Below are 14,224 nucleotides of genomic sequence, written 5' to 3' on the forward strand. Positions count from 1 at the left end.
AGTCGGGAAGTTCGGGCGAAGTGCAAAGAGTTTGTAAATTGTCCCCCCGCCAGCCGGGCGCTGGCGGGGGATACCGTTATGCGATGGCGTTCTCTTCCAGCTGACGCATAAAGTTACGCACCCAGTCCATGCGGGTTTTACGTTCCGTCAGATCCTGAGTGAATTTCAGACGCGTCGGGCCATCAAGACGGAAATGCTGCGGCTGTTTTTGCAGGAGGCCAATCAGCCACATCGGATCGACGTGGTTCTTCTCGGCAAACTCAATGACGCCGCCTTTCTCATTGCCTTCAAGCTTGCGAATGCCCAGCTTCTGCGCCTGCTGACGCAGGCGGGCAATATCCAGCAGGTTACGCGCCGCATCGGGCAATATCCCAAAACGGTCAATCAGTTCGACTTTGATCTCTTCCAGCTCGCCTTCGCTTTTCGCGCTGGCAATGCGTTTGTAGAACGACAGACGGGTATTCACGTCAGGAATAAAATCATCCGGCAGCAGAGAAGGCATGCGCAGTTCCACTTCGGTCTGCTGGCTGGTGAGATCTTCCAGAGACGGTTCACGTCCGGTTTTAAGCGCGTCGACGGCATTTTCCAGCAGCTCCATATACAGCGAGAAACCGATGGTTTCCATGGAGCCGCTCTGGTCTTCACCCAGCAGCTCACCGGCGCCGCGGATCTCCAGGTCGTGGGTCGCCAGCGCAAAGCCAGCACCCAGATCTTCCAGCGAGGCGATAGCTTCCAGACGCTTTTGCGCGTCGGTGGTCATCGCCTTCGGATGCGGCGTCAGCAGCCAGGCGTAGGCCTGATGGTGCGAGCGCCCGACGCGCCCGCGCAGCTGGTGCAGCTGGGCCAGGCCGAAGTGATCCGCACGTTCGATGATGATGGTGTTCGCCGTCGGAATGTCGATCCCGGTCTCAATGATGGTGGTACACACCAGCACGTTGAAACGCTGGTGGTGGAAATCGTTCATCACCCGCTCCAGCTCGCGCTCGCGCATCTGGCCGTGACCAATGGCGATGCGCGCTTCCGGTACCAGCTCTGCCAGCCTGTCGGCGGCTTTCTGAATATTTTCGACGTCGTTATAAAGGTAATACACCTGGCCGCCGCGCAGCACTTCGCGCAGGATCGCCTCGCGCACCACCAGATTGTCGTACTCGCGAACAAAGGTTTTCACCGCCAGACGGCGCGCCGGTGGGGTGGCGATTATCGACAGATCGCGCATGCCGCTCATCGCCATGTTCAGGGTGCGCGGGATCGGCGTTGCGGTCAGGGTCAGAATGTCGACGTCGGCGCGCATCGCTTTGATGCGCTCTTTATGGCGCACCCCGAAGCGGTGCTCTTCATCCACGATCAGCAGCCCCAGATCTTTCCAATTCACGTCGCTTTGCAGCAGCTTGTGAGTGCCGATCAGAATATCAATTTTGCCTTCGCTTGCCTGTTCCAGGATTTGCGTCTGCTCTTTGGCGCTGCGAAAACGCGACAGCATCTCAATGCGCACCGGCCAGTTGGCGAAGCGGTCGCGGAAGTTGTCGAAGTGCTGCTGGGCGAGGAGGGTAGTCGGCACCAGCACCGCCACCTGCTTGTTGTTTTCCACCGCCAAAAAGGCGGCACGCATCGCCACTTCGGTTTTGCCGAAGCCCACGTCACCGCAGACCAAGCGGTCCATGGCCAGCGGCTGGCACATGTCGCTCAGCACGGCGTTAATGGCCTGGGCCTGATCCGGCGTAGTTTCAAACGGGAAGCTGTCGCAGAACAGCTGATACTGCTCTTTATCATGCTTAAACGCATAGCCCTCTTTGGCCGCACGCTGGGCGTAAATATCCAGCAGCTCGGCGGCCACGTCGCGTACTTTTTCCGCTGCCTTCTGGCGCGCGCGCGCCCAGGCATCGCCGCCCAGCTTATGCAGCGGCGCGTTGTCTTCCGCGCCCCCGGCGTAGCGACTGATCAGGTGCAGGGACGACACCGGCACGTACAGTTTGGCGTCGTTGGCGTAGGACAGCATCAGGTATTCACCTTTGATGCCGCCTGCTTCGAGGGTGGTCATCCCCTGATAGCGACCCACCCCGTGTTCAAGGTGAACGATCGGCTGACCGGGGTGCAGTTCGGCCAGGTTACGGATCAGGGTGTCTGGGTTGATGGTGCGACGGCTGTCCTGACGACGGCGCGCGACGCGCTCGCCCAGCAGGTCGCTTTCACAAATCAACGCCAGGTTATTGAGCGTATCAATGAATCCGTGCTCGGCGGCGCCGATCATCAGGTAACGGCCATTTCCGGTCGCTTCGCTCAGGCGAAGAATGCGCTTCGGCGCAACTTTGATCCGTCCCAGCAGTTCGCCCAGCGCTTCACGGCGACCCTCACTTTCAACGGAGAAGACCACCGGCCCGGTGAAGGACTCAAGAAACTTGCGCAGATTATCAAGGGGGGATTTCTGCTGCGCCTGGACGGCCAGATCAGGCAGCGTCCGGAACGCGAGATTGGTGTTCGCCGCCTTCTCGGCAAGCGCGTCGGTTTTGAGCTGCATGCGCGGCCAGCGTTTCAGCTCGGCGTTGAGCTCGTCGGTACGTAGCCACAGCATTTCCGGCGGCAGCAGCGGACGCATCGGGTCAACGCCCCGGTTTTCAAAGCGGGCGCGCGTTTCGCTTTCAAAGCGGCTGGCACTGGCGTCGATATCCCCGGTGTTAACAATCAGCGTATTCGCCGGGAAGTAGCTGAACAGCGCCGGCAGCGGTTCGTTAAAGAACAGGGGCTGCCAGTACTCGATCCCGGCCGGAAGGGTGCCCTTGCTGACTTGCTGGTAGATATGTTCGGCATCGCGCTTCACGTCGAACCTGTCGCGCCACTGGCTGCGGAACAGCTCGATGGCGGTTTTATCCGTCGGGAACTCATGGGCGGGCAGTAGGTTAATGGAGTCCACTTCCTCCAGCGTGCGCTGGGTGTCAGCGTCGAACACGCGCAGGCTGTCGATCTCATCATCAAAGAAATCCAGACGATATGGCCGATCGCTGCCCATCGGATAGAGATCCAGCAGCGCACCGCGCGTCGCATATTCGCCGTGCTCCATCACCTGGTCGACATGTCGATAGCCGGCTCCGTCCAGCTGCACGCGCAGGGCATCGCGCGACAGGCGTTGGCCTTTTTTCATCACCAGCGCATGGCCGTGCAAATAGCTGTGCGGACAGACGCGCTGCATCAGGGTATTCACCGGCACAATCAGCACGCCGCGCTGCATGGTGGGAAGCTGATACAGCGTCGACAGGCGCGAGGAGATGATCTCCTGGTGCGGAGAAAAACTGTCGTAGGGAAGCGTTTCCCAGTCGGCCAGGCTGAATACCAGACTGTCGGTGAACTGACGAATTTCGTCGTGCAGGCGCAGGGCGTTTTGCATGTCCGGGGCAACCAGCACCACCGGCCCTGGATGCCGCTCAGCAATTTCCGCCACCAGGGTGGCGCAGGCCGCGCCCGTGAGTTCGCCCAGCTGGCGCTGGTCGCCCGCTTTGACAGGCAAGGAGTAACGATAGTGTTCAGGCATGGCTATGTCAGAGTCTCTTGGGGATATACCAACAGTATTGGGGCATATCACTGATACGCAATGTCTTTATTATCCTCGATCGTTTTACATAAGCAAATCGTAACCGCACAAGAGGGAAAGTGCCCCCGGATGGGTAGAGGGTTCCTCAGTAATTTGAAAGCAGAAGCAATAACGTTGTCTTCAGACTAACTGAGGGCTTTCAGCGATGCCCTGGTCCGGCTGTAAATCGCTGAGGCGTTTCCTGAAGGCCGGGGCGAGGCGCAGGGATGCGCCGAGAGGGCGTGGCCTGCATGGATGCAGGCTCATGCCCGACCCGATAGCCGGAAGGAATAAGCCGAGGGTATCGCGAAGCGACGATTTACCGCCGGGAGCCCGGGTTGCCAGGGTGGTGGCGACTGAGCCACCCTGGCACGTTCACCGCTCGTGCGGTTATAGAATAGCAAGGAACATAAGGTGAACGGAACGAGCACCACAGCTGTATGTTCACCCTCACCCCAGCCCTCTCCCATAGGGAGAGGGAGCCGTCTGTGCAGGCCTTATTTTGTAGCCCGTATGGGACAGGGTTAGTTAGCGGGTCGTGGGCACGGGCGAAAGCCGCGCGGGAGGGGAGAAGAAAAGATCGCCAAAGAGGGCGGTCGAGAGCTTACGTGCCCCCAGCCCAACCAGCGTGCAGACGAGCAGGCTGATAAACGGGTAGACCAGAATCAGCGTTAACTCCGCCCAGATCGGCCAGTACGCCGCATTCATTTCGCGGATCATGAGCAGGCTAAACGCCTCAATTAAAATGCGGTGGGTGGTATAAATCGCGATGGTGTTTGAACCGATGACGTTCAGCAGGTTATTGGGATGAACGGCATAACGCTGCTCGAAGCTGTAAAAGAGCTTCATGATAACCACGATTGACAGCAGAGAGAGCGGCAGAGGGACATTAGCGAACCACAGCACCACCGACACCGCACCAGAGGCGATGAGGATCAGCCAGCTGCGGCGCAAATTCATCCCTTTCATCCACGCCATCAACTGCGCGCCGTACCATGCGCCGAGGCTGTAGTAGACCATGTTGCGCACCACGCTGTTCATTCCCCACCACGGTAACGGCAGGAAGTTGATGGCGATGCTTGCCAGCGCCAGAAGCCCCAGCATCGGCAGTTTCCAGCGGCTCAGCAGCTTACAGAGCGTAAAGTAGACCACTAAGGCGTACAAATACCACAGGCTGGTGCTGGCCGTGAGCATTCCCCGTATAAACCCTGAAACGGAATCGGCGTAGGCCGCATTAGATGCTGTCGCCAGCTCTCGCTCGGGGGCGAGCCAGGCATTCAGATGAGTCAGCGCCTGCCATTGCAGGACGCCCCACAGGGCCAAAACCCAGACAATGCTCCAGATCCGCTTGTCGAGACTGGTGCGCCAGTTCACCTCGTCAATATATCGACGGATCAAATAGCCGGAGATAAAGAAAAACACCGGCATACGGAACGGGGCAAGGTAAAGATTAAAGTAGACCCAGCATTTGGCGAGCAGGCTCGATAACGGATGCTGTAGCCCGTCCAGGTGAGGATAAAAGGTGATCACCGAGTGGTAAATCACCACCAGGCAGATGCACAGACCTTTTATCTGGTTAATCCATAATGCTTTTTGTTTCATTGTGCGTGACGACCTTGTTGCCATAAACGAAAGGACGATTGTTGTAAAATGAAACCCTGATGTAATGGGTAACAGTCTGTATCAGGACGATTTTCGGAAAAGGTGGAGGCTGTCTGGCGGAAGTTCAGTCAGTAGCATGATGATTTATCTGAATTTTTCGGAAAAATGATTACCGAATCTTACGGTTTCAGTCATTTACGCTTAGCGGATTCGCTTATATACTCGTGGGTCTGCTATCAGCAAACAGACGGATTTCATGTATCAACCTGTCGCACTCTTTATAGGCTTACGTTACATGCGTGGGCGCGCCGCGGACCGCTTCGGTCGCTTTGTCTCCTGGCTTTCGACTATTGGCATTACGCTTGGCGTGATGGCACTGGTGACGGTGCTTTCCGTCATGAACGGCTTCGAGCGCGAGCTGCAAAACAATATCCTGGGGCTGATGCCGCAGGCCGTTCTCTCTTCCACTCAGGGTTCCGTTAATCCGCAACAGCTGCCGGAAAGCGCGGTGAAGTTACAGGGTGTCACGCGCGTTGCGCCGCTCACGACGGGCGATGTGGTGCTGCAAAGCGCCCGTAGCGTGGCGGTCGGGGTGATGCTGGGTATCGATCCGGCGCAAAAAGATCCGCTGACGCCGTTCCTGGTCAATGTGAAACAAACCGACCTGGAAGCGGGTAAATACAACGTCATCCTCGGCGAGCAGCTTGCCGGGCAGCTCGGGGTCAACCGTGGCGATCAGCTGCGTGTGATGGTGCCGTCAGCCAGTCAGTTTACGCCGATGGGGCGTCTGCCAAGCCAGCGTCTGTTCAACGTGATTGGCACGTTTGCGGCGAACAGCGAAGTTGATGGTTACCAGATGCTGGTGAACATTCAGGACGCCTCGCGTCTGATGCGCTACCCGGCGGGAAATATCACCGGCTGGCGTCTGTGGCTTGATGCGCCGCTGAAGGTGGATACCCTTAGCCAGCAGACGCTACCGGAAGGGACGAAATGGCAGGACTGGCGCGACCGGAAGGGCGAACTGTTCCAGGCCGTGCGCATGGAGAAAAACATGATGGGGCTGCTGCTGAGCCTGATCGTGGCCGTTGCCGCGTTTAATATCATCACCTCGCTCGGGCTGATGGTGATGGAGAAGCAAGGCGAAGTCGCCATTCTGCAAACCCAGGGGCTGACTCCGCGCCAGATCATGGCGGTATTTATGGTCCAGGGTGCCAGCGCTGGCATCATTGGCGCGCTGCTCGGCGCGGCGCTGGGGGCGCTGCTCGCCAGCCAGCTCAACAATCTCATGCCGATTATCGGCGCGCTGCTTGATGGCGCGGCGCTGCCGGTGGCTATCGAGCCGCTCCAGGTGGTCGGTATTGCGCTGGCCGCGATGGCCATTGCGCTGCTTTCTACGCTTTATCCTTCCTGGCGGGCTGCCGCCACTCAACCCGCTGAGGCTTTACGTTATGAATAAGATCCTGTTGCAGTGCGACAACCTGTCCAAACGCTATCAGGAAGGCACTGTGCAGACCGACGTGTTGCACAATGTGAGTTTTAGCGTGGGTGAAGGCGAAATGATGGCGATTGTCGGCAGCTCCGGTTCCGGTAAAAGTACGTTGCTGCATCTGCTTGGCGGGCTGGACACGCCAACCGAAGGCGATGTGATCTTCTCCGGGCAGCCGCTGAGTAAAATGTCGTCTACGGCGAAAGCCGAGCTGCGTAACCGCGAGCTGGGCTTTATCTATCAGTTCCACCATCTGCTGCCGGACTTTACGGCGCTGGAAAACGTCGCAATGCCGCTGCTGATTGGTAAAAAGAAACCCGCGGAAATTAATGCCCGCGCCAGCGACATGCTAAAAGCGGTAGGGCTGGATCATCGCGGGAATCACCGTCCGTCTGAGCTTTCCGGCGGCGAGCGTCAGCGTGTGGCCATCGCCCGTGCGCTGGTCAACAACCCGCGCCTGGTGCTGGCGGATGAACCGACAGGTAACCTCGATGCGCGTAACGCAGACAGCATTTTCCAGCTTCTCGGCGAACTGAACGCCGCGCAGGGAACCGCGTTTCTGGTGGTCACCCACGATTTACAACTGGCTAAGCGGATGGGGCGTCAGCTGGAAATGCGCGACGGTCGTTTGAATGCTGAACTGACGCTGATGGGAGCGGAGTAATGGCTTCACCGTTATCGTTACTCATCGGGTTACGCTTTAGCCGCGGTCGTCGCCGGAGCGGGATGGTATCCCTTATCTCCGTGATCTCCACCATCGGTATCGCCCTGGGCGTGGCGGTGCTGATCGTGGGCTTAAGCGCTATGAACGGCTTTGAGCGTGAACTGAATAACCGCATTCTGGCCGTTGTCCCCCACGGTGAAATCGAGCCGGTTAACCAGCCGTGGTCCAGCTGGCGTGATGCCCTTAACAAAGTGGAAAAGGTGCCCGGCATTGCGGCGGCTGCACCTTACATCAACTTTACCGGGCTGGTAGAGAGCGGGGTAAACCTGCGCGCCATTCAGGTGAAAGGGGTAAATCCTCGTCAGGAAGAGCGTCTGAGCGCGCTGCCGCGCTATGTGCAAAATGGCGCATGGGCAAACTTTAAGGCTGGCGAGCAGCAGATCATCATGGGCAAAGGCGTTGCCGATGCGCTGAAGGTGAAGCAGGGCGACTGGGTCTCGATCATGATCCCGAACGCCAGCGCTGATCACAAATTGCAGCAGCCTAAGCGCGTACGTCTGCACGTCACCGGTATTTTGCAACTGAGCGGCCAGCTCGACCACAGCTTCGCGATGGTGCCGCTGGAAGATGCGCGCCAGTATCTGGATATGAGCGACAGCGTGACGGGCATTGCCATTAAGGTTAACGACGTCTTCAACGCCAATAAACTGGTGCGTGACGCTGGCAGCGTGACCAATAACTATGTCTACATCAAAAGCTGGATCGGCACTTACGGGTATATGTACCGTGATATCCAGATGATCCGCGCGATTATGTATCTGGCGATGGTGCTGGTGATTGGGGTGGCGTGTTTTAATATCGTCTCGACGCTGGTCATGGCCGTTAAGGATAAGAGCGGCGACATCGCCGTGCTGCGTACCTTAGGGGCGAAAGACGGTCTTATTCGCGCCATCTTCGTCTGGTACGGTTTGCTGGCGGGGCTGTTTGGCAGCCTCTGCGGCGTGGCGATCGGCGTGGTGGTTTCCCTTCAGCTGACGCCGATTATCAACGGGATTGAAGCGCTTATTGGCCATCAGTTCCTGTCAGGCGATATCTATTTTATTGACTTCCTGCCGTCTGAACTGCACTGGCTGGACGTTATTTATGTGCTGGTTACAGCACTTTTACTGAGTCTGCTGGCAAGCTGGTATCCGGCGCGTCGCGCAAGCCGAATTGATCCGGCGAGGGTATTAAGTGGCCAGTAATTTCGTCATGGTTTAGCGGTCTTTTGGCCGCTGAATCAAACAGAGGAATGCATCATGTATTACGGATTTGATATTGGCGGCACCAAGATTGCGCTCGGCGTGTTCGATAAAGACCTTAAGCTACAATGGGAAACCCGCGTACCCACGCCGCGCGAAAGCTACGATGAATTTTTAACCGCCATTGCCGCGCTGGTGGCGCAAGCGGATGGACGCTTTGGCGTCATAGGCAGCGTCGGCATTGGTATTCCGGGTATGCCCGAAACCGACGATGGCACGCTGTATGCCGCCAACGTTCCTGCCGCCAGCGGCAAACCGCTGCGTGCCGATCTCTCTGCTCTCCTTGAGCGCGACGTGCGCTTAGACAACGATGCCAACTGTTTTGCTCTCTCAGAGGCCTGGGACGACGAGTTTCGTCGCTATCCGCTGGTGATGGGGCTGATCCTCGGAACCGGCGTGGGGGGCGGGATAGTCATTAACGGTAAGCCCATTACCGGGCGCAGCTACATTACCGGCGAATTTGGTCATATCCGTCTGCCGGTGGATGCGTTGGATGTTGTCGGACGTGATTTCCCGTTGATCCGCTGCGGTTGTGGTCAGCACGGCTGTATTGAGAGTTACCTTTCAGGCCGTGGGTTTGCATGGCTTTATGAACACTTCTATCATCAGAAACATGACGCCCCCCAAATCATTACCCTGTGGGAACAAGGGGATGCGCAGGCGCGAGAGCACGTTGAACGCTATCTCGACCTGCTGGCCGTGTGCCTGGGGAATATCCTGACCATCGTCGATCCGGATCTGCTGGTGATCGGGGGAGGGCTGTCAAATTTCACTGCGATTACGGAACAGTTGTCCGGGCGTCTGCCCCGACATTTATTGCCGGTCGCCCGCGTGCCGCGCATTGAGCGTGCGCGACACGGGGACGCAGGAGGCATGCGCGGAGCCGCATTCCTTCATCTCACCGATTAGTTTACGAGGTTATTATGCTGTCGCGTCGCCAGGGTCGACTCAGCCGTTTTCGCAAAAATAAACGCCGCTTACGTGAACGCCTGCGTCAGCGGATCTTTTTCAGAGACAGGATGATGCCAGAAGCGATGGATAAACCCAGAGTGGTGGTGTTGACCGGGGCGGGGATCTCCGCCGAATCCGGTATTCAGACCTTCCGCGCGGCGGACGGACTGTGGGAAGAACACCGAGTTGAAGATGTGGCGACGCCGGAAGGTTTCGCCCGCGACCCGGCGCTGGTGCAGGCGTTCTACAACGCCCGCCGTCGCCAGCTTCAGCAGCCGGAGATTGCGCCGAATGCGGCTCACCTGGCGCTGGCAAAGCTGGAGGAAGCGCTGGGGGATCGTTTTCTGCTGGTCACGCAGAACATCGACAATCTTCACGAAAGGGCCGGAAACCACAACATCATTCACATGCACGGCGAACTGCTCAAGGTGCGGTGCGCATGGAGTGGTCAGGTGCTGGACTGGAAAGAGGACGTGCTGGACGAAGACCGCTGCCACTGCTGTCAGTACCCTTCGCGTCTGCGTCCGCATGTGGTCTGGTTTGGCGAAATGCCGCTGGGAATGGATGAGATCTACAGCGCCCTGGCTATGGCGGACGTCTTTATCGCCATTGGTACCTCAGGACATGTCTATCCGGCGGCAGGATTTGTTCACGAAGCGCGACTGCAAGGTGCCCATACGGTGGAGCTTAATCTGGAGCCAAGCCAGGTCGGAAGCGAGTTTGAAGAGAAACATTACGGTCTGGCGAGCGAGGTGGTGCCAGCCTTTGTGGATAAACTCCTGAAGGGGCTGTAAGAGTAACGGGCGACATTGCGTCGCCCGTTATGCATTAACGGCCTGCTTTTAGCTTCTGATAATACTCTTCATACAGGCGGCTCGCGTCACCGACGTCGTTCTGCCATTCCCCTTTGCTGATGGTTTCAGCGTCCGGATAAAGCGATTTATCATTTGCCACTTCAGGGCTGAGCAGCTTCCGCGCGGCCAGGTTTGGCGTCGGGTAGCCGATGGTTTCCGCCACCTCTTTTGCCACATCCGGGCGCAGCAGGAAATTGATCAGCTTCAGGGCGCCCTCGACGTTTTTCGCATTCGCCGGGATCGCGAGGCTGTCCATCCAGAAGATGCCGCCCTCCTTCGGCCAGACCACCTCCAGCGGCGTCCCGGCCTGACGCGCCACAAACGCAGAGCCGTTCCAGACCATACCCAGATTCACTTCACCTTCCATATACGGGTTAGCCGGGTTGTCCGAGTTGAACGCCGCCACGTTTGGCATCAGCTTTTTCAGTTCGTTATACGCCGCTTCGATCTCTTTCGGATCGGTGGTGTTACCGGAATAGCCGAGTTTACGCAGCGCAACCTGGAACACTTCGCGCGCATCGTCGGTTAACAGCAGGCTGCTTTTGTATTCCGGCTTCCACAGGTCAGCCCAGGATGAAACCGTTTTTGGATCAATGGCATCGCTGTTGACGCCAATTGCCGTCGCGCCCCAGATGTACGGAATGGAGTAGTCGTTGTTCGGGTCGAACGGCTTGTTTAGCATCTCAGGATCGAGGTTTGAAAAATTGGTTAGCTTCGTTTTGTCGATCTTCTGGATCATGCCTTCTTTGCGCATCTTGTCGACGAAATAGGTCGACGGCACCACCAGGTCATACGCGCCATCTTTATAGGTTTTGAGCTTGGCGTACATGGTTTCATTCGACTCGTAGGTCGAATAGATCACCTTGATGCCCGTCTCTTTGGTGAACTGCTCCAGCAGGCCCGGCGGCACATACTCGGTCCAGTTGTAGAAATAGAGCGTTTTGCTGTCATCAGCATGCGCGGAGCCCATTCCGAGCACCAGTGCCGCAGCGGCAAGCATTTTTTTCATTTCTGTGTCCCCTGAGATTTTGTTTTATCACGAGCAATAACCTGGCTGGCAATTACCAGAACCAGCGATAACACCAACAGAATAGTCGCCAGCGCGTTCACTTCGGGTGAAACACCGACTTTAACCATTGAGTAGATCTTCAACGGCAGAATTTCATAGCTCGGCCCGGTGACGAAGGAGGACACGACCACGTCGTCCATCGACAGGGTAAAGCTGAGCAGCCATCCTGCTGCCACGGCGGGCATCGCCAGCGGCAGAATGATTTTGCGCAGAATGGTCATCTCGCTCGCACCCAGATCTTTCGCCGCTTCCAGCATGCGTACGTCGAACCCTTTCAGACGCGCGTAGACGGTTACCACCACAAACGGCAGACAGAAGGTGATATGCGAGAACAGCAGCGACCAGAAACCGAGCTGGACGCCCAGCAGCATAAACAGCACCAGCAGTGAAATGGCCATCACGATATCCGGGGACATCATCACCACAAACAGCATGCCACTGACGAACGGCTTACCGCGAAAACGGTAGCGGTACAGCGCCACGGCGGTCAGCGAGCCAATCAGCGTCGCGAAGGTGGCAGAAAATACCGCCATCGTCAGCGAGTGCTGAGCGGCCTGTAGCAGGCTGTCATTGTTCATCAGCAGGCCATACCATTTGGTGGTAAACCCTTGCCAGTTGATCCCGAAGCGTGAGCTGTTAAAGGAGTTCACGATCAAAATGATTATCGGAATATAGAGATACGCATAAATGGCGGTCATAAAACCGCCGCGAAGCAGTCGACCGATCATTCCAGCTCCACCTTCTTATTCAGCAGGCGTGATGCACGCCAGTAAACCAGCAGCATCAGTCCCATCACCACCGTCAGCGTTATGCTGGTGGCCGAGCCGAACGGCCAGTCGCGGATATTCAGGAACTGACTCTTAATCACGTTACCGATCAGCAGGTTTTTCGCCCCGCCCATCAGGTCCGATACGTAGAACAGGCCCATCGCAGGCAGCATGACCAGCAGACAGCCGGCGATAATACCCGGCATGGTCAGCGGAATAATGATGCGGACAAAGGTTTGTAACTTACTGGCGCCCAGGTCTTTCGCCGCTTCCAGCAGCGGTTTATCGAGCTTTTCAATGCTGGAGTAGAGCGGCATCACCATAAACGGCAGCAGGATATAGACCAGGCCGACAATCACCGCGCCCGGGGTGAACATGATGCGGATCGGCGTCTCGATCACCCCCAGCCACAGCAGAAACTCGTTCAGATAACCTTTGGTGCTGAGGAAGATTTTCAGCCCGTAGATGCGGATTAACGAGTTGGTCCAGAAGGGTACAATCAGTAAAAACAGCAGCAGCGGCCGTACTTTTTGCGGCAGGCGGGCCAGGAACCAGGCGAATGGATACCCCAGCACCAGACAGGCGAGGGTAGCAATCAGCGCCATATTGAGCGAGTGCAGCAGCACGTCAAAATAGAGCGGATCGAGCAGGCGCGCGTAGTTGTCCAGCGTAAAGACCATCGCGACGAAGTTCGCGTCGTCGCGGGTCAGGAAGCTGGTCACGATGATCATCAGGTTGGGTAGAAAGACAAACAACACAAGCCAACCGACGATCGTGGCAATCACCACATTCTGGAACTTACTTGTGTTCTTCATCAGCCAGTACAACCTCCCAGCTTTCTACCCAGTTGATGACCATTTTCTGATCCAGCGAGTGGTCGAAGTCCGGATCGTCCTCGTTAAAGAACTCGCTGACCATCACCATTTTGCCGTTTTCCAGTTCCACAACGGATTCGAGGGTCATCCCTTTGTAGTTGCGTTCGCGAACGTAACCGATCAGACCTTCGACGTCAGCCGTGTCGTGGATCTCATCAACGCGGAGATCTTCCGGGCGCAGCAGGACGTTGAGCTTTTGCCCCTTCTCGACGGCAAAGTTGACGGTAATATTGCATTCGCGGCCTTCCACGTTCGCGCGAACGCGCTGCTCGTCCAGACGCTCGATCACCGTGGCGTTAAAGATATTGATTTCGCCAATAAAGCTGGCGACGAACAGGTTTTTCGGCTCTTCGTAAATTTCACGCGGGGTGCCATCCTGCTCAATCTTGCCGTCGCGCATCACCACGATACGGTCTGACATGGTCAGGGCTTCTTCCTGATCGTGCGTGACAAACACGAACGTGATGCCGAGCTTACGCTGAAGCGCTTTCAGCTCGTTCTGCATCTGCTTGCGCAGCTTGTAGTCCAGCGCGGAGAGGGATTCATCCAGCAGGAGCAGGCGAGGTTTGTTGACCACGGCGCGGGCAATGGCCACACGCTGCTGCTGACCACCGGAAAGTTGATGCGGCTTGCGCTGGGCGAACGCCTCCAGCTGTACCATGCGCAGGGCTTCGGTAACCCGAGGTGGGATCTCGCTGGCCGGTGTTTTTTGCATCCGCAGGCCAAACGCCACGTTCTCAAACACGGTCATGTGCGGGAACAGGGCATAGCTCTGAAAGACGGTATTGACGTGGCGATCTTCGGCTGGAACCTGGGTTATGTCCTGGTTCTCAAGATGGATATGGCCGTTATCGACGCTTTCCAGCCCGGCGATAAGGCGCAGGACGGTGGTTTTGCCGCAGCCGGAGGGGCCGAGCAGCGTGAGAAACTCACCGTCATTGATGGTCAGATTAAGGTCGGAAATGACATCTTTGCCATCGAAACTTTTACGAATTCGTTCCAGTTGCACCAGCGGTGAAAGGGAACGGGGTTGTGTATTCAATTTTCGCGCTGTCCCATATAGACGCCTCAGGCAGCAGACTGAAGCGGGGTT

11 protein-coding genes are annotated in these 14,224 nt (G+C 57.1%); 5 read left to right on the forward strand and 6 right to left on the reverse strand.

The window, feature by feature from the left end:
• Positions 1-76: 76 nt before the first annotated feature.
• Positions 77-3,523 (reverse strand): transcription-repair coupling factor, encoded by a 3,447-nt coding sequence (gene mfd, locus SK50_RS11105; protein ID WP_045615711.1) that lies wholly within the window; start codon positions 3,521-3,523, stop codon positions 77-79.
• Between the two features lie 567 nt (positions 3,524-4,090).
• The gene (locus SK50_RS11110; RefSeq protein ID WP_040117497.1) at positions 4,091-5,164 is read right to left on the reverse strand and encodes an acyltransferase family protein; all 1,074 of its coding nucleotides are present in this window, start codon (positions 5,162-5,164) and stop codon (positions 4,091-4,093) included.
• Between the two features lie 256 nt (positions 5,165-5,420).
• On the opposite strand from SK50_RS11110, the gene lolC reads away from it, so the two are divergent.
• The 5 genes from lolC to cobB are packed head-to-tail and all read left to right on the forward strand — an operon-like array spanning position 5,421 to position 10,360.
• Positions 5,421-6,620 carry a lipoprotein-releasing ABC transporter permease subunit LolC gene (gene lolC, locus SK50_RS11115; protein WP_017384712.1) on the forward strand — a complete coding sequence of 400 codons (1,200 nt, stop codon included), beginning with the start codon at positions 5,421-5,423 and terminating at the stop codon, positions 6,618-6,620.
• Positions 6,613-7,314, forward strand: a complete 702-nt coding sequence (gene lolD, locus SK50_RS11120) for a lipoprotein-releasing ABC transporter ATP-binding protein LolD (protein ID WP_017693629.1) — start codon at positions 6,613-6,615, stop codon at positions 7,312-7,314. The genes lolC and lolD overlap by 8 nt, the downstream gene beginning before the upstream one ends.
• Complete coding sequence (gene lolE / locus SK50_RS11125) at positions 7,314-8,558, forward strand: lipoprotein-releasing ABC transporter permease subunit LolE (RefSeq protein ID WP_017384711.1); 1,245 nt, start codon at positions 7,314-7,316, stop codon at positions 8,556-8,558. Before lolD ends, lolE begins: the two co-directional genes overlap by 1 nt.
• Before the next feature lie 54 nt (positions 8,559-8,612).
• A complete protein-coding gene (gene nagK / locus SK50_RS11130; RefSeq protein WP_045344128.1) occupies positions 8,613-9,524 on the forward strand; it encodes an N-acetylglucosamine kinase in 912 nt (303 codons plus the stop codon).
• A 14-nt stretch (positions 9,525-9,538) separates the two neighbouring features.
• Positions 9,539-10,360, forward strand: coding sequence for a Sir2 family NAD+-dependent deacetylase (gene cobB, locus SK50_RS11135; protein ID WP_048229411.1), 822 nt, complete (start codon positions 9,539-9,541; stop codon positions 10,358-10,360).
• A gap of 34 nt (positions 10,361-10,394) precedes the next feature.
• On the opposite strand, the gene potD is transcribed toward cobB, so the two are convergent.
• The 4 genes from potD to potA are packed head-to-tail and all read right to left on the reverse strand — an operon-like array spanning position 10,395 to position 14,203.
• The gene (gene potD, locus SK50_RS11140; RefSeq protein WP_045344131.1) at positions 10,395-11,429 is read right to left on the reverse strand and encodes a spermidine/putrescine ABC transporter substrate-binding protein PotD; all 1,035 of its coding nucleotides are present in this window, start codon (positions 11,427-11,429) and stop codon (positions 10,395-10,397) included.
• A complete protein-coding gene (gene potC / locus SK50_RS11145) occupies positions 11,426-12,217 on the reverse strand; it encodes a spermidine/putrescine ABC transporter permease PotC (RefSeq protein ID WP_015570805.1) in 792 nt (263 codons plus the stop codon). The genes potD and potC overlap by 4 nt, the downstream gene beginning before the upstream one ends.
• Positions 12,214-13,071, reverse strand: a complete 858-nt coding sequence (gene potB, locus SK50_RS11150; protein ID WP_017693625.1) for a spermidine/putrescine ABC transporter permease PotB — start codon at positions 13,069-13,071, stop codon at positions 12,214-12,216. Before potB ends, potC begins: the two co-directional genes overlap by 4 nt.
• Complete coding sequence (gene potA / locus SK50_RS11155) at positions 13,055-14,203, reverse strand: spermidine/putrescine ABC transporter ATP-binding protein PotA (protein WP_162837914.1); 1,149 nt, start codon at positions 14,201-14,203, stop codon at positions 13,055-13,057. Before potA ends, potB begins: the two co-directional genes overlap by 17 nt.
• Positions 14,204-14,224: the final 21 nt, after the last annotated feature.

It is taken from the genome of Enterobacter sp. BWH64 (assembly GCF_001037645.1).
Classification (GTDB): Bacteria; Pseudomonadota; Gammaproteobacteria; order Enterobacterales; family Enterobacteriaceae; genus Enterobacter; species Enterobacter hormaechei_C.